Consider the following 20,401-nt stretch of genomic DNA (forward strand, 5'->3'; position numbering starts at 1 on the left):
CTCTGCGGCCGGACGGGCGCTCATGGGTAAGGATGGGGCATGCCAGAGCCCACGCGCCCGCAGACCCCGGACGACACCATCGGGGCACGCGACCTCACCGCCTGGCACACCCGCTTCGGGCGGTGGCTCGTCGACGTCTTCGCCGGCCTGGCCCGCGTGTCCCGACCGGCAGCCCGCCGCATCCGGTCGTGGTCCTCCGCGCACGTGGCCTTCGTCGTCTTCGCGGTCATCGCGCTCGTCGTCATGGTCGCCCTCGTCGAGGGCATCGAGACGGTCTACGAGGGTGTCGTCGGGCGCGACGGCCTGACGGCCGTCGACCAACCGGTGCTCGACACGGCGATCACCCTCCGCTCGCCCGGCCTCGACTCCGCCGTCACGGCCTTCACCGACGTCGGCGGCCCCGTCGGCATGCCGATCCTCGCCCTCGTCGCCGTCGCGATCATCACGTGGCGCCGTCGCCGGTGGACGCCGATCGTCCTCACCGTCATCGCCGCGGCCGGGTCGCTCGCCATGACGATCGTCGGCAAGAACGTCGTCGACCGCGCCCGCCCTCCGGCCTCGCTCGCCGTGCCACCGCTCGAGCTCTCGCCGTCGTTCCCGAGCGGCCACACCCTCAACGCGACGGTGCTGACGACGATCGTCGTCTACCTCGTCCTCATCGAGACGACGGCCGCCTGGCAGCGGACCCTCGCGATCACGCTCGGCACCCTCTTCGTCCTCACGATGGGGCTCTCCCGGGTCTTCCTCGGGCACCACTGGCTCACCGATGTGCTCGCCGGCTGGCTCATCGGCCTCGCCTGGGCCCTCGCGGTCATCACCGCGCACCGCCTCTGGCTCACGCTGCGCCAGCGACCTCAGGCGGCGGGTGGGCCCATCACCCCTTGACGCCTCCCTCGTTCGCACCCCGGATGAAGTAGCGCTGGAGCGCGAAGAAGAGCAGCGCGACCGGGATCGTCGTCAGCAGGGCGGTGCCGAGCTTGAGCGGGTACTGCGTGCCGGCGCCGAGCTGTCCGCTCGTCATGCTGGCCAGACCGGTGACGAGCGTCTGGTGCTCGGGGGTGCCCTTGGTCACCACGAGGAAGTGTGAGAACTCGTTCCACGAACCCTGGAACGACAGGATGGTCAGGGTGATGAGCGCCGGCTTGGCCATCGGCAGCACCACCGACCAGAAGGTGCGGAAGATGCTCGCGCCGTCCATCCGGGCCGCCTCCTCGATCGAGATCGGCACCGAGTCGAAGAACTGCTTCATGATGAAGATGCCTGCGGCGTCGACGATGAGGGGCAGGATCATCGCGGTGTAGGTGTCGTAGATGCCGAGGTAGTTGACCATGAGGAACTTCGGGATGAGCAGGGCCACACCCGGCACCGCCATCACCGCGAGGAGAGCGGCGAAGACGGCCTTGCGGCCACGGAACTGCAGCCGCGAGAGCGCATACCCGGCCAGCGAGTCCAGGAAGACCCGGCAGGCGGTGACGACGAGGGTGATGAGGACCGAGTTCTGTGCCCAGGTGGTGATCGGCACCGACGAGTCGCCGGTCTGGCCGAAGATGCGCTGCCATACCTGGGTGGTGAAGGGATTGGGCACGAGCGACAGCGGGTTGTTCGCGGCGTCCGGATCGGTCTTGAACGAGGTCGCGATCTGGATCAGGAACGGGTAGATGAAGAGCACGGCGAACGCGAGCACTGCCACGTAGAGCAGGATCGTCTTCACGGGGTTGGACCTGCGAACGTTCATCTGCGGCCTCCGCGTCGGAAGAAGGGCTTGCGCTCGTCCTTGTCGGTCAGCACGTACCGCTGGACGCGCGTCAGGACGACGATGATGAGGAACACGACGAACGCCATGGCCGCGCCCGAGCCGTAGCGGAAGTTGCCGAAGCTCTGCTGGTACGACAGGAAGGCGGGGCTCAGTGTCGTCCCCGCGGGAGCGCCCTTGCCCATGACGTAGATCTGGTCGAAGACCTGCCACGTGCCGATGAGCCCGAGGGTGATGACGAGGAAGAGCGCCGGTTTGATCATCGGCAGCGTCACGTGCCGCAGCTTCTGCCAGCGCGAGGTGCCGTCGAGCGCCGCCGCCTCGTCGATCTCGACGGGCAGGTCCTGCAGCGCCGCGATGAACATCAGCATGAAGGTGCCCGACGTCGTCCAGATGACGAGGAAGATGATCACGAACATCGCGACCGACGGCCCGGAGAGCCAGTCCCAGAGACTGCGTCCGAAGATCTCGCCCTGGGCCCACGCGGGGTTGTCGATCCCGACGGCGTTGAAGGCGAGGTGGAGCAGGCCGCGGCTGTCGCTGAACCACTGTGGGCCGTCGATGCCGAAGAATCCGAGGAAGGCGTTGACGGCGCCGGTGTTGGAGAAGAGGAAGAGGAACACCGTCGCGATGGCGATCGAGCTCGTCACCGACGGGAAGTAGAAGGCGGTGCGGAAGAAGCTGCGGCCCTTGAGCATCGTGTTGTTCACGAGCAGCGCGAGCGCGAGTGCGAGGACGGTCTGCAGCGGGACGACGAGCAGCACGTAGTAGAAGGTGTTGCCGATCGACTGCATGAAGTTGTCGCGGGTCAGGCCGTCACGCGCGAAGAGGTCGGTGTAGTTCTTCAGACCCACGACGTCGGTGCCCTGCCCGACCACGAACGGGTTGGTGTTGCCCTGCCAGTTGGTGAAGCTCACCCACAGGGCCATCCCGATCGGGATGACGAGGAAGAGCCCGAGGATGACGATCATGGGAGCGACGAAGATCCAGCCTGCCGCACCTTCACGCCCCCGTATGCCGCTACCGCTGCGGCGTGGGGCACGTCGGGCTCCGGGGGCGCCGGCCGGCCCGGTCGGGGTGCCCGCGGAGGCCGCGGCCACCTGTCCGGCTCGCGCGCCGGACGCGGAGACGTCGTCCTGCGGACGTTCGTCGATGGATGCCATGGAGCCCTCCTGGGGATCGGCGACCGTGGGGAGAGGGCGTCCGCCCGCCGCGCCATGGGGCGGGCGGACGCCGTGGCTGGGTCAGTCGGAGATGGCCGAGGTGCCGTTCTTCTGAAGCTCCGCGAGCCAGGCGTTCGGGTCGCCGCCCTTGCCCAGGGTCGCCAGCTGCGAGTTGAACTTCGTCATGACCTCGTCGAAGCCCGGCAGGTTGACCGGGCCCTGCGCGTACTCGCCGCCGGCGACGAAGGCCTGCTGGTCGGGGAACTTCGCCGCGAACGCCTTGGCGCCCTCCTCGGTCGAGGGCATGACGCCGAACGCGTCGGCGAACTTCATCTGCTGCTCAGTCGTGATGAGCGACTTGACGAGGTCGACGGACTGCGCCTGGTTCTGCGACTTGGCGGCGATGCCCCAGCAGTTGCTGAAGAGCAGCGTGCCCTTGCCGGCCGGGCCCGCGGGGAGCTCGACGACCTTGTACTTGAGGTCGGGGAAGTCCTTCTTGGCACCGCTGATCCAGTTGCCCTCGATGGTCATGGCCGCAACGCCCTTGCCCAGCGCCTCGCCGCCCCAGCCGGTGGCCGGGGAGGTGTCGGAGCTGAACTTGAGGACGCCGTCCTTCATCATCTTCTGGACCTCGGCGAGGCCCGCCTTGGCGGGTGCGCTGTCGGCCGTCATCGTCTTGCCGTCCTCGGAGACGATCCACCCACCGGCCTGCTTGATGAAGGCTCCGCTGCGGTTGATGTCGTTGCCGATGACGAGACCGGTGACCTTGCCCGACGTCAGCTTCTTGGCGACGGCCTCGAGGCCGGCCCAGTCCTTGGGGATGTCGGCGTCGGTGAGCCCGGCCTTGGTCCACAGGTCGGGGTTGATCTCAAGAGCGAGGGTCGAGTAGTCCTTGGGGGCGCAGTAGAACTTGTTGTCGTAGGTGAAGGCCTTCACGAGGGCCGGCAGGAAGCCGGCGTCCTTGACCTGGTCGCCGTAGGCGTAGAGGTTTCCGGCCTTGGCGAACGTGCCGACCTTGGAGGCGTCGGTGTAGAAGACGTCGGGAGGCGTCGTCGACGCGAAGGCCTGACCCAGCTGCTGGCCGAGGTCCGAGGCGGCGATGACCTCCACGGTGTTGCCGGTCTTCTTGGCCCACGCCTCCGTGGCCGCCTTGACCGCGTTGGTCTCGGCGTCGCCCGAGCTGCCGATCATGACTGTGAGCTTGACCGGGCCCTTCGCGGTGGCCTGCGGCGCGTTGTTGCCACCGCTGAAGCCGCCCCCGCCGCAGGCGCTCAGGGCGAGCACTCCGGTGAGGCAGGCCGCTGCGGCGGCCGTGGTGGTCTTGCGTGACATCGTTCTCTCCTGTTTTCGGGTGTGGTGTGGTCAGCGGCACGTACCCGTGGATCACGGGCGTATGCCGGGTGGGTCCTCGTCGGGCCGCGCTTGCTTGGCGGTGGGTCGGGTGTCGGCACGCGCGGGGGCGGCCGGTTCGCGCACGCTCGAGGCGCGCACGGTCAGGGAGGGCTCGAGGAGCACCGGTCCGGGTGTGGTCGTGGGGTCGACGAGCATGTCCCAGGCGGTGCGGGCGGCCTCGGCGACGGGCTGGTGGACGCTCGTCAGCTGCATGGCGGCAGCCACGTCGGTGTCGTCGAAGCCGACGACCCCGACGTCGCGTCCGGGCTCGAGGCCGCGGTTGCGCACGGCGCGCAGCACCCCGAGGGCGAGCAGGTCGGAGGCGCAGACGACGGCGGAGTCCGGACCGAGCCGGTCGAGCAGTCGGGCGGCGGCGTCCGTCGCCTCGTCGAGGTCCTGGACCGCCTCGGCGGTCGGGGCGTCGCCCGTGACGCCGAGCTCGGCGAGGCCGTCGGACCAGCCCTGCCGGCGGTTGTCACCCACGGGTGAGCCGGTGGGCCAGCCGAGCCAGCCGATCTGGGCGTAGCCGGCCTCGGCGAGGTGCCGCACGGCCTGGAGCACGCCGGCGTGGCCGTCGACGTCGACCCAGCGGGTCAGCTCCGGCAGGTCCCAGACGCGTCCGAAGGACACGAAGGGCACGTGCTGCTCGAGCAGCCAGGGCGGACGGGGGTCGGAGTGCCGGGTGTCGGCGAGGACGAAGCCGTCGACGAGACCGCTCGCGAGGGTCTGCCGGTAGCCGGCGATGACGTCATCGGGGTCGGGTGCGAAGGCCACGAGGTGGCTGGCGTGCGAGGGCGCCGACACGGTGAGCTCGACGAGGAACTCGTCGAGGATGTGGCCGAGGCGGCGGTGGCCCGACGGGTTGACCTCGAAGCCGTAGGCCGAGGCACGCTGACGGCGCAGCTGCTGCGCGGACACGTGCGGGGTGAAGCTCAGCCGCTCGATCTCCCGGAGCACGCGCTCGAGGGTGTCGGGGGCGACCTTGTGCGGTCGGTTGAGGGCGTTGCTCACCGTCTGGCGCGACACGCCCGCGGCCTCGGCGACGTCGACGATGGTCGGGCGCGACGGGGCGGCGACAGCGTCTCGCCGGGCCTCTCGGCTCTCGTCGGTGCTCACCCGTCACGCTCCCTTGCGCTTGGTCGCGGCCCGCCACGGGCCGTGTTGATCGTTCAAAACGGAACAGACTTGAACGTTCATACGTGAGGGAGCATGCTCTTGTCTGCCCCGATGGTCAAGCGTGCTTGACCATTCCGTGACAGGTTGGTCGGGCGCCCTCGGCGTCCCCCAGCACCCCTCCGGCAACGACCCCTGCTCCCGACGGAAGGCCCCTCGGTGTCCGAGCGCGACGCGCCGCTCCCCCCTCGCCAGCCCTGGCTGCACGAGTTGTCCATCGTCGTCGACGGGAACGCGACGGTGCTCTCGGACCGCTCGGGTGACGTGCTCCCCGGCACGAGCCAGGGGCTCTACGTCGACGACCGGCGCATCCTCGGCACGCTGCGCCTCGAGGTCGCGGGAGAGACGCCGGACTTCGTGGCCGAGCGCGCGTCGGGCGCGGCCGCCGACTACGCCGCGGCCGCGCGCGGGCTGGGCAACCCCGGCCCCGACCCGACCGTCGAGGTGCTCCGCAGCAGGCGCCTGCTCGGCTCGGGCACCCGAACCCTCACCGAGCACGTCGCCATCACCTCGCGGGCCGCGCAGACCGTGCTCGCTCCCCTTCGCCTCGTCGTCGCCGGCGACGGCCTCGACATCGGCGCCGTGAAGTCCGGCCACCTCAGCGGGCCCGCCACCGCGGCCACCGCGACGGCCGACGGTCTCGTCCTCACCGACGACTGGCACCGCACGACCGTCGCCCTCGAGGAGCTCCCCCCGGGCGCCACGGTGGCCGTGCGGCCGGGTGACGACGGTTCCGTCGCACTCGAGACGACCCTCGTCGTCGAGCCCGGACACACCACCTCGGCCTGCCTGCGCATCACCACGGAGCGGCTGCAGGCCTCCGCCTTCGACGCCGACCCCGGCTCCGACGCGCTGGCGTGGGACGACGTGCGCGTCACCGCCCAGGACCACCGGCTCGCACGCACCGTCGAGCGTGGCCTCGACGACCTGCGCCACCTCGTCCTGCGCGACCCGGCTTCGCCCCAGCACGTCTTCGCGGCAGCCGGAACCCCTTGGTACCTCACGCTCTTCGGCCGCGACTCCCTCTGGACAGCACGCCTGCTGCTCCCCTTCGGCACCGACCTGGCCGAGGGGACGCTGCACACCCTGGCCCGACGCCAGGGCACGACGCACGACCCCGTGACGGGCGAGGCGCCCGGCAAGATCCCGCACGAGCTGCGGCGCCACGTGCACCGCGACACGACCACGGGCATGACGCTGCCGCAGGTCTACTACGGCACCGTCGACGCGACCGCCCTCTGGGTCTGCCTCCTCGCCGAGGCGTGCGACTGGGGCCTGCCGCCCGAGCGCGCCCGCACCCTGCTGCCGGCCCTGCGGGCGGCCGTCGCCTGGCTCATCGGCGACGGTCAGCCCGACGACGACGGTCTGCTCAAGTACCTCGACACGTCCGGCACCGGCCTCGCCAACCAGGGCTGGAAGGACTCCGGCGACTCGATCCGCTGGCGCGACGGCACGGTCGCCGACGCCCCCATCGCGCTCGTCGAGGCGCAGGCGTATGCCGTCGAGGCCCTTCGCGCCGCCGCACGCCTCCACCGGTCGCTCGGTGACGACGACACCGAGGCCGCCACCGAGGCCGCCACCGAGGCCGACGCCGCGGACGCCGCGGCGACCGCTCTCGAGGGCCGGCTGCGCGCCCGCTTCTGGGTCGACACCGACGCGGGCCACCACCTCGCCCTCGCGCTCGACGGCGCGGGCCAAGCGGTCGACGGGCTCGGCTCCAACATGGGCCACGTGCTCGGCACGAGCGCCCTGACCCCCGCCGAGGCGGCCTCGGTGGCGGCCACCGTGACCAGCCGCGAGCTGCTCGACGACTTCGGCGTGCGGACCTTCGGCACCGGCAACGGCGGCTTCAACCCCATCGGCTACCACACCGGCTCGATCTGGACCCATGACACCGCGATCACGGCGATCGGCCTGTCCCGTGAGGGATTCGGCGCCGAGGCGAGCGAGGTCGCGCGGACCCTGCTCGCGTCGGCCGAGGCCTTCTCCTACCGCTGGCCAGAGCTCTACTCCGGTCTCGCGCTGGCCGGTGCGCCGACGCCCTACCCGGCGTCGTGCCGGCCCCAGGCGTGGTCGGCGGCCTCCGCCGTCGCGTTGCTCACGGTGGCGCTGCGTCCCCGACCCGACGCGGCCACCCGCACGCTGCACCTCTCGCCGGTGCGGCCCGCCCCCTACGGGGCGCTGCGCGTCGAGGGACTGCGCTTCTGCGGCGGCCGCGTCGACCTCGCCGTCTCGGCCGACGGTGACGTCGAGGTGCTCAGCGCACCCGACGACGTCACGGTCGTCACCGACTGAGGCGACGGCATACTCCACGGCATGTTCCCGGGGGGCCGGGGCTCCTAGGATCGGCAGGGTGAAGCCGGCGATCATCCTCGTGTCCGAGACCCGCTGCGACGAGCTGCTCGACGAGTTCGGGCGCTACGCCCGCGACTACGAGCTGCCCACGGCGACCTCCGCCCACGAGGCCAAGCTGGCCGCGAAGCGCGTCGTCGCCGAAGGCGGCCAGGTGGCGATGTTCGTCACCGAGTCCCGCCTGCCCGACGCCGACGTGCACGAGGCCTTCCACTGGTGGCGCCAGACGGTGCCGACCGCCCGCCGGGTCATCGCCGCGCACGTGTCGACCTTCAGGGAGGACGCCGAGCGCCTCCGCGGTGGCATGGCCAAGGGCAAGTACGACGCCTACCTGCTCGCGCCGCGGGGTGCCCGCGACGAGGAGTTCCACACCGCCATCTGCGAGCTGCTGTCCGACTGGGGCTCGACGGTGGCCGAGCCCGAGGTCGTGGCGGTTGCCCTCGTCTCGCCCGTCGAGGACGCCCTGACCCTGAGCATCCGCGACTACCTCGACCGGATGGGCCTGCCCAACCGCGTCTACGCGCCCGAGAGCGAGAAGGGCCGGCACGTCCTCGCGCTCGTCGCTGCCGAGGGCGGCGAGGCGGAGTTCCCGCTCTTCATGGACCTCAACCAGCGCGTCGGCAGTGCCAGGAGCGTGCGCGACGTCGCGTCCGCCATCTACGGCCGCCCGGCCGACGTCGATGTCGACCGCGTCGTCGACGTCGCCATCGTCGGAGCCGGCCCGGCGGGTCTCGCGGCCGCCGTCTACGCCTCGTCCGAGGGACTGAGCACCGTCGTGCTCGAGGCCGAGGCCGTCGGCGGACAGGCGGGCACGTCGTCGATGATCCGCAACTACCTCGGCTTCCCGAGGGGCATCAGCGGTATGCGGCTCGCCCAGCGGGCGCGCAACCAGGCGATCCGCTTCGGCACGCAGTTCTTCTCCGGCTGGCCGGTGACGTCACTCGAGCCCGGGGAGGTGGACGCCGAGGGCGTCCTCGCGCCGCACCGCCTCCGCACCGAGGGCGGCGACCTGCTCGCCCGCGCGGTCGTCGTGTCGGCCGGGGTGAAGTACCGCCGTCTCGACGCGCCGGGCATCGAGCGCCTCGTCGGGCTCGGCGTGCACTACGGCAGCGCCATGACGGCGGCCCGCGAGATGGAGGGGGCCGACGTCGTCGTCGTCGGTGGCGGCAACTCGGCGGGGCAGGCGGCGATCCACCTGGCCCGCTTCGCCCGCACGGTGACGATCCTCGTGCGGCGCGCATCGCTCGCCGAGACGATGTCGAGCTACCTCGTCGGCGAGATCGCCTACAACCCTCGGATCTCCGTCCTCGCCTGCTCCGAGGTCCTCGAGGGTGGGCCCGGCGAGGACGGCCGGCTCGGATGGGTCACCGTGCGCAACACCGCCGACGGCACGCAGGAGCGGCGCGAGTGCCGCGGCCTCTTCCTGCTCATCGGCGCGGCGCCGCACTGCGACTGGCTGCCCGACGAGGTGGTCCGGGACGAACGGGGCTTCGTCCTGACCGGCCGCGACGTGCCGCAGGACCGCTGGCGCGACGGGCTGCCGCCCGAGAGCCTCGAGACGACGGTGCCGGGCGTCTTCGCGGCCGGGGACATCCGCGCGGGCTCGATGAAGCGCGTGGCGTCGGCGAGCGGCGAGGGCGCCTCGGTCGTGCCGCTCGTGCACGCCTGGCTCGACCCGTCGCACTGACGACCGGGACGGGGACGAGTGGTCAGAGGCGGATGAGCTGGCCGTCGCGGAACGAGTAGCGGTAGGCCGTCGTCGTCGCCGCCGGCAGGTTGGCCGGGTGAGCCGCGTGGTTGCGGTGCGGGTGCGGCGTCGGCGCGGACGCCGTGCGGACGGGCGTCAGACCGCCGGAGACCCCTGCGGCGTGTGCCTCCCCGGCCCCCAGGGCCGTGGTGCCGACGAAGGCGACGGCGACGGCAGCGCCGGCTGCGCCGAGGCCGCGACGGAGCGTGGCACGGAAGGTCGAGGGAGCATTTCCGGGGCGGGGTGTCGTGTCCATGTCCCCACGTTCGCGCCGGCGCCTGTGGGGCGTCTGTGCCCAGGTGATGCGTTCGGCATGGGCTGGGCGGCCTTGTGCCGCAGCGGCGTTCAGCCCCGGAGGGTGCGTTCCATCTCGTCGGCCACCACGAGCGCGGCACCGGAGCCCTCGGCACGCATCCCCGCGATCGCTCCCTCGCGGTCGGCGTCCGACCGGTTCTGGCTCAGCTTGGCCTTGCCCTCGACCGACTCGACGACGACCTCGATGCCGACGATGGCCCGCAACCGCCCGCGGACGTACTTCGACGGGGCATCGGTGACGGACCACGGCAGCTCGCGCCCGGACTCGTGCCGCTCGGTGAGCCGGGTGACGACGTCGAGCACCCAGTCGGGGTCGTCGTGGACGGTGACGGCGCCACGCAGCTGGACCTCGGTGTAGTTCCACGTCGGCACGACGCGTCCGTGCTCGGCCTTGCTGGCGTACCACCCCGGGGAGACGTAGGCGTCGGCACCGCCCACGACGACGAGTCCCGGCGACCCCGGCGCGATGCGCGCCCAGTGCTCGTTCGCCCGGGCGAGGTGGCCGACGACGCGGTCGCCGTCGACGATGACGGGCAGCAGGGTGGAGTCCGGACGACCGTCGGGCCCGACGGTCACGAGGCGGGCGGCCGGATGGGTCGCGAGGAAGGCCGTGACGTCGGGTCCGGCCATGGCGTTCGCCGTGGGCACGTACATCCTCCGATGGTGCCACGCGCCCGGTGGGCGGAGATGCACAGAGCCCGCCGACGGGGGTCGACGGGCTCCGTGGGGAGGGATGGGCTTCAGCTGTGCCGGTGCGGGGCCCGGCGGGGTGCTGCGGTCCAGGGACGCGGGCTGCCGGCGTGCGGCGCGGGCACGACGTGCAGGTCGGCGCGCCCGGGACGCTCGGCGGAGGGGTCGAGCCGCTCGGCGAGGCTGCGCAGCAGGAGCGCGGCCCGGACGTGCCGGCGGGTGCGACCCACCTTGGGGGCGTGGTGACGGGCGGCGACGCGCTCGACGATGCGGTCGCGGGCGATCGCCTCCTGGGGCGACAGGCTCAGGGTCCCGGTGCTCATGCGAGGCTCACCTGCGCCCGCTTGACCCGGATGTCGCCGCTGCCCGAGTGCACGACGAGGCGCGCCTGGGCCTCGGAGTCCCCCGGTCCCGAGGTCTCCTCGAGGTCGATGTCGACGTCGCCGGTGACGGTGTTGAGGTCGAGGTAGGCCGCGACCCCGTGGGCGACGGCGATGGTGACGTCGCCCGTGCCGGTCCTGGCCCGGACCTCGCCGCCGTGCACACCGTCGAGGCGGACGTCGCCCGTGCCGGTCGTCAGCTCGAGGTCGCCGGTCGAGGCGCCGATGTGCAGGTCGCCCGAGCCCGTCTTGGCCTTGACCGCCGCGTCGGAACGGCGGAGGGAGATGTCGCCGCTGCCGGACGTCAGGTCGAGGCGCCCCCCGCCCGTGCCGACGGTGATGTCGCCCGAGCCGGTCTTGGCGTCGAGGTCGCCGCTCGCCGACTGGAGCGTGATGTCGCCGGAGCCGGACTTGAGCCGGGCCGAGCCGACCTCGTGGAAGGTGAGGTCACCGGCCCCGGTGGCCGCGCGGACCTCGCCGAGCAGCCCGGCCGCCGTGATGTCGCCGGCCCCCGTCTTGGCATCGACCGTGCTCGAGGCGGGCAGCTCGACCTCGACGTCGACCGAGCCCTTGGTGCCGAGCGAGAAGAAGCTGTCGCGCAGCTTCGGCGCCAGGACGGACACGTCGTTGCCGTGGGCCTCGACCGTGAACTTCTCGGCGATCTCGGCGCCGTGCTTGCCGTGCGGGTTCAGGCGGACGGTCGTCGTCGGACCGGTGCCGACGGTCAGCGTCAGGTCGCCGACGAGGAGCTCGGCCTTGAGGGTGATGGGACCCGTCGTGTCGAAGCGGGTCTCGAGGGTGGTGCCCATGGGAAATCCCCTTTGCTCTGTGGTCGTGAGGGTGGCGGTCGTGCTGTCGGTGCGCTGGCCGTGAGGCGTCTCGGTGCCGGTCATCGGACCCAGCCCTGCACGCGCTTGTTGGAGGAACGGTTGCGGCCGGGGGCGCCGGGCCCGAACTGCGGGCCGGGCGGCATCGGCGGGAAGCCGGGCATCGGCGGCACGCCGCTCCCCGTGGCGGCGCGGACCGCGTTGACGATCCACGTGTTGAGCGACTGGCCGCGGCTCGTCGCGAGCTCCTCGGCCCGGACCTTGAGGGCCTCGGGCAGTCGGAGCGTGATCCGCGACGTCTCGGCGCCCTCGTCCTCGGGTGACACCACGGTGGTGTCAGCCGTGTCGATCGCCTGGGTGTCGTCGGCGAGGGCCGACGGGCCGCCCCCGACGACGACGAAGACGGGCTCGCGGCCCTGCAGGCGGACCTCGACGGACGTGCCGTCGAGCTCGTTGGTGATCTCGGCCGCAGCGTGCGAGAGGGCGTCCATGAGAGCCAGGCGTGCTGACGAGTCGAGCGCGAAGCCGATCCGCTCGGCGGCCTGCTCGGTCTCCGGACCCATCGCCCTGGCCGCCTGGGCGAGATCCCGACGCAGTGCGTCGACGTACTCGGTGATGTCCATGTGCATCACTATGACACCACTGTGGTGTCACGTCAACACCATGATGACGCCGACGTGTCGCGGGGTACGTTCACCCCACTCCTCGCCCCTCGTTGAAAGGTGCCCGATGCGCAGCCTCGGAACCTCCGACCGCCCGTCCGTCCGCGCCGTCTCGTCCGCCATCGAGAAGGTCTCCTCGCGCACCCGGGCGCGCCAGTTCGTGCGGGTCATGAACCGGATGGGCGCGTCGCCCGCGGCGATCCTGCCGTTCGTCCAGGACTCCCCGAACTTCACGAACCGCCGCTTCGAGGGCGAGGAGCCGTCCCTGCGTCCGCGGGTCAAGGCCCAGACCAGCGCCCTGCTCGCGGCGATCCGGGTCAGCGGCCGCGGCCAGCCGGCGAGCACCGTGCCGGTCGTCACCGCGAAGCCGCCCCGCCAGCCGGGCGATCTCGCCGTCACGTGGTACGGCCACGCCACGAGCGTCCTCGAGATCGACGGTGCCCGCTTCCTCATCGACCCCGTCTTCAGCGAGCGCGTCTCGCCGATCCGGCACTCCGGGCCGAAACGGATGCACCCGGTCCCCGGGTCGATCGCCGACCTCCCGAGCATCGACGCCGTCCTCATCAGCCACGACCACTACGACCACCTCGACCAGCCGTCGATCGTCCGGCTCGAGGAGACGCACCGGCCGCACTACGTCGTGCCCCTCGGCGTCAACGCCCACCTGCTCGCCTGGGGCGTGCCCGAGTCGCGCATCACCGCGCTCGACTGGCGCGGCCAGACCGAGGTCGCCGGCATCCGGCTCACGTGCACCGAGGCGCGGCACAACTCCGGCCGCGGGCTCGTCGACAGCCAGACGCTGTGGGCGGGCTGGGCCCTGCACGGCCCGCGCCACACGGCCTACTTCGCCGGGGACTCGGGCACGTCGAAGCGCTTCGCGGCGATCGGCGCGGACCTCGGCCCGTTCGACGTCACCCTGATGCCGGTCGGGGCCTACGACTCGTTCTGGCCCGACATCCACATGGACCCGGAGCAGGCCCTCGCCGCGCACCGCGACGTCAACCGCATCGGCGACGAGGCCCACGCCCTCACCGAGGACGCCGCAGGCGTGGCCGACGACTTCATCGAGGGCGACCAGCGCATCGACACGCCGGGCGGCACCCACGAGGAGGGCGATCCCACCGAGACGACCCGCACCGTGCAGACCGCCGCACGCGAGTCGCTCCTCATCCCGATCCACTGGGCCACCTTCAACCTCTCGATGCACTGGTGGGCCGAGCCCGTACGCCGCATCCGCCGGGCCGCGGTCGAGGCGCGGGTCCCCGTCGCCTTCCCCCGCGTCGGCGAGCGCGTCGACCTCACGACCGGTGACGCCGTCAGCGTCGCGGCCGCCCACGCCGAGCCGTGGTGGGAGGACTGCGCGGCGCCCGAGGACCGCGACTGAGGGTCGGGAACTCGGGCGGCCCGCCCGACGCTGGACGAGAATGACGGCAGCCCGCACTCGCGTGGCCGCCCGAGCCGTGAGGCACGACAGGCAGGAGAAGCCCGTGCAGCTCCCGATCCTCCGACGGATGGGCGCGTCGACCGCGACCCAGCGTCAGCGCGCGAGCGCGTCGCCGAACTACCGTGAGGGCGAGTTCCGCTCCCACGAGCCCACGCACGTCGTCGCGACGTCCGAGGCCGAGGGCCCGGGCAGCATCCTGACGACGATGGTCCGCGAGTTCGGCCGCGGCCGACCGCGGGGCACCGTCCCGCTCGTGACGCCCCGGCACCCCCACGAGCCGGCCGACCTGGCGGTCACGTGGTACGGCCACGCGACGAGCGTCGTCGAGCTCGACGGGCGGCGCTTCCTGCTCGACCCCGTCTTCGGCAGGCGCGCCTCGCCGTCGGTCGTCGCAGGCCCGAAGCGCCTGCACCCGGTCCCGGGCCGCATCGCCGAGATCCCGCACCTCGACGCGGTCGTCATCAGCCACGACCACTACGACCACCTCGACGAGCCGTCGATCAGGCAGCTCGAGCGCACCCACCGCCCGCACTACGTCGTGCCGCTCGGGGTCGACGCCCACCTGCTGGCGTGGGGCGTGCCCATCGGGCGCATCACGAGCCTCGACTGGCGCGAGGAGACCGAGATCGCGGGCATCCGCATCACGTGCTCCGAGGCCCGGCACTTCTCGGGACGCGGGTTCGTGCGCAACCAGACCCTCTGGGCCGCGTGGTCGCTGCGGGGGCCGCGCCACGCCGTCTTCTTCGGGGGCGACTCGGGGCCGACCCACCGCTACGCCGACATCGGGGCCGACCTCGGGCCGTTCGACCTCACGATCATCCCGATCGGCGCCTACAGCGTGCACTGGCCCGACATCCACCTCAACCCCGCCGAGGCGATCGAGGCGCACCTCGACGTCAACAAGGGCGAGACCGGCGCGGTCCTGCTGCCCATCCACTGGGCCACCTTCAACCTCGCGACCCACTGGTGGAGCGAGCCGATCCGCTGGGCGCGACGGGCAGCCGCCGAACGTGGCGTGCGCCTGGTCGCCCCGCGCGTCGGGACGCGGATCCAGCTGAGCGACAACGACGTCGACGAGGTCGTCGCCGCGCACCAGGACCCCTGGTGGGAGTCGTGCGCCGCCCCCGAGGACCACGACTAGGAGTCCACGCGTCCCGACGGACCGCCGTCAGTGCTCGCCCGGCGGGCTCTCGAGCACACCACTGCTCGCGTATGCCGGGTCGTGGCGGTCCGTCGGGCCGGCCGGTGTGCGGAAGATCCACCGGCGCATCGCCACGAACCGCAGCGCCGTCGACAGGACGTTGGCCACGGCGACGACGAGGGTCTGGACGAGCGTCCCCGCGGAGGGGGCCACCGTGCCGAGCACGGCGAGCGCGACGGTCGTGGCGGCATACGTGATGGCGAAGATGACGAGCGCCTGGCCGTGGTGCGTCACAAGGTTGCGGCGTCCCGACACCCCGAAGGTCCAGGCCCGGTTGAGTCCGGTGTTGACGACGGTGGCGATGACGAGGGCGATGCCGTTGGCCAGCTGGGACGGGGCACCGCCCCGCACCAGGGCCGCGAAGAGGCCGAGGTGCAGGGCGGTGGAGATGACTCCCACGCCGGCGAAGCGGATGACCTGCTGCGAGAGGCGGGCTCGGGACACCGACGTGGAGTCCGACATGCTCGTCACCCTCGTCACCGTCGTCGCCGTCGTCACTGGAGGGGCTGGGTCAGGTCGTAGAACGTCGAGCCGTCGATCGTCACCGAGGTGAAGTTCGCCTGCACCCACGAGCTGATCTCCGACGAGGCGCTGCTGCCACCGTTCTGGTTGCCGAATCCCCTTCCGCCACCGGCGAAGTAGTGGATCTGGCCGTTCGCGACGTACTGCTGGAACTGCGCGAGCGTGGGGCTGGGGTCGGAGCCGTTGAAGCCGCCGATCGCCATGACGGGCAGCTGCGTGCCGAGCTGGAGACCGGCCGCCGTCTGGGATCCGACTGCTGCGGCGACCCACGTGTAGCTTCCGGCATCGGCCGAGAGGGCCGCGACGACTGCGGTGCTCGGCGTCGAGGCGTCGAGCAGACCGCCCATGCCGCCACCGGTTCCACCCGTCTGCGGACCGCCCTGCGTCGTGCCGTTGGCGCCCTGCTGGGTCGTGCCGGTCTGGCCCGGCAGCTGCGGCGGCGTGCCACCCATGCCGCCGCCACCGGGGCCGCGGCTCGACCCGGCGGGACCGGCCGTCACGATGGAGCCGCTGTGGCCCTGGGCGGTGGTCGAGACGGCATACGCCCCCGAGCCGGCCAGGCCGGCGACGAGCGCGGCGGCGAGGACGAACGGGACGGCGCGGGCGTGAATCCAGCGGGTCGCGAGGATGAGCAGGGCGGCAGCCATGCCGACCGCGAGGACCGAGATGCGCAGCCAGTCGCCGTAGGCCGTCGTCCGCGACAGGAGGATGAAGCTCCACGTCGCGGCGGCCGCGGTCGCGGCGGCGAGGGCGATGGTGCCGACCGCGCTCGAGCGGCGCTGCCAGGCCTCGACCGCACCCATGCCGACGACGGCACCGATCGCGGGGGCCAGGGCCACGGTGTAGTACTCGTGGAAGATGCCGGCCATGAAGGAGAAGACGAGCATCGTGACGACGAGCCAGCCTCCCCAGACGAGGTAGGCGGCGCGGCGCAGGTCGGTGCGCGGGCGACGGCCCCGCAGCCACAGGCCGGCCGCGAGGAGGATCAGCGCGCTCGGGATGAGCCACGAGATCTGGTCGCCGACACTCGAGGAGAACATCCGGAAGAGACCGGTCGAGCCCCACATGCCGCCACCCGCGGTCGCGCCGCCGCCGCCGACCGAGCCGATCTCGTCACCGCTGAGGCGACCGAGGCCGTTGTAGCCGAAGGTCAGCTCGAGGAACGAGTTGGTCTGGCTGCCACCGATGTAGGGACGGGCCGAGGCCGGGACGAGCTCGACGATCGCGACCCACCAGCCGGCCGAGAGCACCATCGTGCCGACGGCGAGCAGCGAGTGGACGATCCGCTTGCGCAGCGTCGTCGGGGCGGCGATGAGGTAGGCGAGCCCGAAGAAGGGCACGACGAGCAGGACCTGGAGGGTCTTGGTCAGGAAGCCGAGGCCGATGAAGACGCCGACGATCATCATCCACTTCGGCGAGGCCTGCTCGATCGCCTTGATCGTGGCCCAGGCGCCGAGCGCCATGAGGAGCGTCAGGAGCGCGTCGGGGTTGTTGAAGGTGAACATCAGGGCCGCGACGGGTGTCAGCGCGAGGACGACACCGGCGATGAGTCCGGCCGCCGCACCGAAGTGGCGCTTGACCGTCGTGTAGACGACGCCGACGGTCGCGACGCCCATGAGCGCCTGCGGCAGCAGGATCGCGAAGGAGCTGAGGCCGAGGAGCCGCACCGAGAGGGCCATCACCCAGAGGGAGGCCGGCGGCTTGTCGACGGTGATCGAGCTCGCGGCGTCGGAGCTGCCGAAGAAGAAGGCCTTCCAGCTGTCGCTGCCGGCCTGGACGGCCGCGGAGTAGAAGGAGTTCGCGTAGCCGCTCGCCGTGAGGTTCCACGTGTAGAGCACGAGCGTGACGAGCAGGAGGCCGAGGAGCGCGGGGCGCGCCCACGACGGGTCGGCGTCGGCTCCGCGCCACAGACGCTGGAGTCGGCCGGGACGACCCGCACGGCTGGCGGGATGCGTGGTCTGGGGGCGGGCGTCCGCCGGCCCGACGGGCGCCGGCGCGGTGCTGCCCGCTGTGCCGGTCGCGCCCGTGGTGGTGAGGGTCATCGTGTCCATGGCTCAACGTTCGGGCGGGCGGCTGTGCCGTTCCTATGACCCGACTTTGGTGCCGGCATGAGGTCCGGGTCGCACTCCGGGCTCACGCCGGAAGCGCGCCATGGCGCACGTCCGGCGGCGTCGAGGTCGGGATGACGGCGGGAAGTGCGCCACGGCGCTGGTCGGCCGGGAGGGTCCCCCGGGGCGCGGTCACGGGGCGGCGGGGAGGAGCAGGCTGAAGGTCGTGTCGCCGGGGCGGCTGTCGAGCTCGACGTGACCGCCGTGCGCCTTGCTGACGGCGGCCACGATCGAGAGACCCAGACCGGTGCTGCCACCGGCTCGCACGCGCGCGTCATCCCCACGGGCGAAGCGCTCGAACACGTTGGGCTGCAAGGCATCCGGCACACCCGGGCCGTCGTCGTGGACGGCGACCCGCACCCACTCACCCTCGGGGCGCACCGACGTCGTGACGCGGGTGCCGTCCGGGGTGTGCGTACGCGCGTTGGCGAGCAGGTTGGCCACGACCTGGTGCAGGCGGGCACCGTCACCCGTCACCTCGACGGGCTCGGGCGGCAGGTCGAGGTCCCAGCGGTGGCCCGGCGATGCTGCGTGCGCGTCGCTCACGGCGTTGATGACGAGCATCGACATGTCGACCGTGGTCTCCTCGAGGGGGCGGCCGGCGTCGAGGCGCGCGAGCAGGAGCAGGTCCTCGACGAGCGAGCTCATCCGGTCGGCCTCCGACTCGATGCGGCCCATCGCGTGGGTCACCGTCGGCGGGACGGGGTCGGGCTCGCGGCGCGACAGCTCGGCGTAGCCCTTGATCGAGGCCAGCGGCGTGCGCAGCTCGTGCGAGGCGTCGGCGACGAACTGCCGCACCCGCTGCTCGCTCTGGTGGCGCGCGTTGAGCGCCTCGTCGACGTGGTCGAGCATCTCGTTGAAGGCGGCGCCCACCTGGCCCACCTCGGTTCGGGTGTCGGTGTCGGCGGGGTCGACCCGCTCGGCGAGCGCGACCTGGCCGGAGTCGAGCGGGGTCTGCGAGACCTTCGTCGCCGTCGCGGCGAGCCGACGGAGCGGCTCGAGGTTGCGTCGCACCAGCCACGTCCCGATCAGGGCCACGAGGATGAGGCCCGCCGCGACCGTGCTGATCGCGAGGACCACCATCTGCTGGACGGTGCGCTGCTGCTGCGCCATCGGTAGTCCGACCACGAGGACACCCGGCGACGCATCAGGTGACGTTGGAAGGCTCCCCCTCGGCCGGAGAGTCTGGTAGGTCGCGATGACGCGGTACGTCCCGAGGTTTCCACCGAGGTCGATGTCCGTGGCGTTGGGACCGAGTCCCGCCCCGGCAAGGACCTGCAGCTGGGCCGCGGTGAGGTTGGTCGGCTGCTTGTCCAGGGACGTCGCCTTCCCGATGTCCGTCGGGAACAGACCCGTCGGTTTCGTGGGGAGGAAGGCGTTGAGCCCTTCGTCGCCCGGCCCCCCGAAGCGCCGCTCATCGTCCCCGCTCACGCTGAAGTCAGGGAGGGGCCCCCCGCTCAGGATGCGCGAGAACGACTCGTGGAGCTGGTCGTCGACCTGTCCGGTCAGCTGGCGGTCGAGGGCGACGACGGTGAAGGCTCCGGTCGCGAGACTGAGGACGGTGAAGAGTGCGAGCATCGAGGCGACGAGCTTGGCGCGCAGCGTCCAGGCCGACCACGGCCGCGCCTGGCCACGCGCGTCAGCGAGCCGCCGGCCCAGCGGCACCCGGGCGTCGGCGTCGCCGTCCACGCCGTCCACGCCGTCCACGCCGTCCTCGGGACGCGGCGTGGCCGCGGAGGGTGCCGAGACGGCATACGTCATCGGGTCGTCGGTCTCGTCACGGAAGCCGACGCCCTCGGGGAAGATGTCGGGCGCGCCCGCACCGTCGTCGTCGGGCAGGTCCGCGCGGTCCGGCAGCTCGGTGCCCGCCTCAGGCGGCCGGCTTGAGGACATACCCGGCTCCTCGCATGGTGTGGATCATCGGCTCGCGACCCGCGTCGATCTTCTTGCGCAGGTAGGAGATGTAGAGCTCGACGACGTTGGCCTGGCCGCCGAAGTCGTAGTTCCACACGCGGTCGAGGATCTGTGCCTTCGAGAGGACCCGCTTGGGGTTGCGCATGAGGTAGCGCAGCAGCTCGAACTCCGTTGCGGTCAGGTGGATCTCCTCGCTGCCGCGCATCACCTCGTGGCTGTCCTCGTCGAGGGTGAGGTCACCGACGACGAGCACCGAGTCGGACGCCGACACGGCGATGGTCGTGCGGCGCATGAGGGCACGGACGCGTGCGACGACCTCCTCGAGCGAGAACGGCTTCGTGACGTAGTCGTCCCCGCCGGCGGTGAGGCCCGAGACGCGGTCCTCGACGGCGTCCTTGGCGGTGAGGAAGAGGACGGGCACGTTGCTGTTGTCGGCACGCATGCGTCGCAGCACCTCGAGGCCGTCGAAGTCGGGGAGCATCATGTCGAGCACGACGGCGTCGGGGTCGAACTCGCGGGCCGCGCGCACGGCCTCCATGCCGGTGCCGGCGGCGCGCACCTCCCAGCCCTCGTAGCGCAGGGCCATGCCGAGCAGCTCGGTGAGGTTGGCCTCGTCGTCGACGACGAGCACCCGCACCGGGGATCCGTCGAGTCGCTGGAGTCGGGCCGCTGCAGGCTTGGTCTTCTCGCTCATGTCATCCAGTGAAACCCCTGGGCCTGTGCCGTGACCAGTACCTTCCTGTGCGAATCCTGTGGAG

18 protein-coding genes are annotated in these 20,401 nt (G+C 72.0%); 5 read left to right on the forward strand and 13 right to left on the reverse strand.

Annotation, left to right across the window (positions count from 1 at the left end):
* The first annotated feature begins 39 nt into the window (after positions 1–39).
* Positions 40–885 (forward strand): phosphatase PAP2 family protein, encoded by an 846-nt coding sequence (locus ASE25_RS03490; protein ID WP_056822752.1) that lies wholly within the window; start codon positions 40–42, stop codon positions 883–885.
* Here ASE25_RS03490 and ASE25_RS03495 read toward each other — a convergent pair.
* The 4 genes from ASE25_RS03495 to ASE25_RS03510 all read right to left on the reverse strand — a co-directional run bounded on the left by ASE25_RS03495 (position 875) and on the right by ASE25_RS03510 (position 5,424).
* On the reverse strand, positions 875–1,735 hold the full coding sequence (locus tag ASE25_RS03495; RefSeq protein WP_056772310.1) for a carbohydrate ABC transporter permease: 861 nt from the start codon (positions 1,733–1,735) through the stop codon (positions 875–877). The genes ASE25_RS03490 and ASE25_RS03495 overlap by 11 nt on opposite strands.
* Entirely contained in the window at positions 1,732–2,916 is a 1,185-nt protein-coding gene (locus ASE25_RS03500; protein ID WP_235508521.1) for a carbohydrate ABC transporter permease, read from the reverse strand. The genes ASE25_RS03495 and ASE25_RS03500 overlap by 4 nt, the downstream gene beginning before the upstream one ends.
* An 81-nt stretch (positions 2,917–2,997) precedes the next feature.
* A complete protein-coding gene (locus ASE25_RS03505; protein ID WP_056822754.1) occupies positions 2,998–4,248 on the reverse strand; it encodes an extracellular solute-binding protein in 1,251 nt (416 codons plus the stop codon).
* Between the two features lie 51 nt (positions 4,249–4,299).
* Positions 4,300–5,424: a LacI family DNA-binding transcriptional regulator gene (locus tag ASE25_RS03510; RefSeq protein ID WP_056772318.1), complete on the reverse strand. Its 1,125-nt coding sequence runs from the start codon at positions 5,422–5,424 to the stop codon at positions 4,300–4,302.
* Between the two features lie 216 nt (positions 5,425–5,640).
* Here ASE25_RS03510 and ASE25_RS03515 point away from each other — a divergent pair, with 216 nt between their 5' ends.
* Both ASE25_RS03515 and ASE25_RS03520 read left to right on the forward strand, forming a co-directional pair.
* A complete protein-coding gene (locus ASE25_RS03515) occupies positions 5,641–7,776 on the forward strand; it encodes a glycogen debranching N-terminal domain-containing protein (protein ID WP_056822758.1) in 2,136 nt (711 codons plus the stop codon).
* Positions 7,777–7,834: 58 nt separating this feature from the next.
* On the forward strand, positions 7,835–9,520 hold the full coding sequence (locus ASE25_RS03520) for an FAD-dependent oxidoreductase (protein WP_082622665.1): 1,686 nt from the start codon (positions 7,835–7,837) through the stop codon (positions 9,518–9,520).
* Between the two features lie 22 nt (positions 9,521–9,542).
* Here the strand turns inward: ASE25_RS03520 and ASE25_RS03525 are convergent, their stop codons facing one another.
* From ASE25_RS03525 to ASE25_RS03545, 5 genes are all read right to left on the reverse strand, one after another.
* Positions 9,543–9,836, reverse strand: coding sequence for a hypothetical protein (locus ASE25_RS03525; protein WP_056772324.1), 294 nt, complete (start codon positions 9,834–9,836; stop codon positions 9,543–9,545).
* Positions 9,837–9,925: 89 nt separating this feature from the next.
* The gene (locus tag ASE25_RS03530; RefSeq protein WP_056772326.1) at positions 9,926–10,549 is read right to left on the reverse strand and encodes an FMN-binding negative transcriptional regulator; all 624 of its coding nucleotides are present in this window, start codon (positions 10,547–10,549) and stop codon (positions 9,926–9,928) included.
* 86 nt (positions 10,550–10,635) lie between these two features.
* The gene (locus ASE25_RS03535) at positions 10,636–10,908 is read right to left on the reverse strand and encodes a hypothetical protein (protein ID WP_056772329.1); all 273 of its coding nucleotides are present in this window, start codon (positions 10,906–10,908) and stop codon (positions 10,636–10,638) included.
* Positions 10,905–11,774 (reverse strand): DUF4097 family beta strand repeat-containing protein, encoded by an 870-nt coding sequence (locus ASE25_RS03540; protein WP_056822761.1) that lies wholly within the window; start codon positions 11,772–11,774, stop codon positions 10,905–10,907. The genes ASE25_RS03535 and ASE25_RS03540 overlap by 4 nt, the downstream gene beginning before the upstream one ends.
* 80 nt (positions 11,775–11,854) lie before the next feature.
* Positions 11,855–12,415, reverse strand: coding sequence for a toxin-antitoxin system HicB family antitoxin (locus ASE25_RS03545; protein WP_056772334.1), 561 nt, complete (start codon positions 12,413–12,415; stop codon positions 11,855–11,857).
* 106 nt (positions 12,416–12,521) lie between these two features.
* Here ASE25_RS03545 and ASE25_RS03550 point away from each other — a divergent pair, with 106 nt between their 5' ends.
* The gene (locus tag ASE25_RS03550; protein ID WP_056822763.1) at positions 12,522–13,838 is read left to right on the forward strand and encodes an MBL fold metallo-hydrolase; all 1,317 of its coding nucleotides are present in this window, start codon (positions 12,522–12,524) and stop codon (positions 13,836–13,838) included.
* A 103-nt stretch (positions 13,839–13,941) separates the two neighbouring features.
* Entirely contained in the window at positions 13,942–15,039 is a 1,098-nt protein-coding gene (locus tag ASE25_RS03555; RefSeq protein ID WP_235508522.1) for an MBL fold metallo-hydrolase, read from the forward strand.
* Between the two features lie 27 nt (positions 15,040–15,066).
* Here ASE25_RS03555 and ASE25_RS03560 read toward each other — a convergent pair whose 3' ends face one another.
* From ASE25_RS03560 to ASE25_RS03575, 4 genes are all read right to left on the reverse strand, one after another.
* Positions 15,067–15,561 (reverse strand): GtrA family protein, encoded by a 495-nt coding sequence (locus ASE25_RS03560; protein WP_157623303.1) that lies wholly within the window; start codon positions 15,559–15,561, stop codon positions 15,067–15,069.
* A 32-nt stretch (positions 15,562–15,593) separates the two neighbouring features.
* Positions 15,594–17,672: a glycosyltransferase family 39 protein gene (locus ASE25_RS03565; protein WP_056822771.1), complete on the reverse strand. Its 2,079-nt coding sequence runs from the start codon at positions 17,670–17,672 to the stop codon at positions 15,594–15,596.
* A 189-nt stretch (positions 17,673–17,861) separates the two neighbouring features.
* On the reverse strand, positions 17,862–19,622 hold the full coding sequence (locus tag ASE25_RS03570) for a cell wall metabolism sensor histidine kinase WalK (protein ID WP_056822775.1): 1,761 nt from the start codon (positions 19,620–19,622) through the stop codon (positions 17,862–17,864).
* A complete protein-coding gene (locus ASE25_RS03575) occupies positions 19,600–20,337 on the reverse strand; it encodes a response regulator transcription factor (RefSeq protein WP_020142123.1) in 738 nt (245 codons plus the stop codon). Before ASE25_RS03575 ends, ASE25_RS03570 begins: the two co-directional genes overlap by 23 nt.
* Positions 20,338–20,401 lie beyond the last annotated feature (64 nt).

Origin of the sequence: Terrabacter sp. Root85, from assembly GCF_001429185.1 — a bacterium.
Lineage (GTDB): Bacteria > Actinomycetota > Actinomycetes > Actinomycetales > Dermatophilaceae > Terrabacter.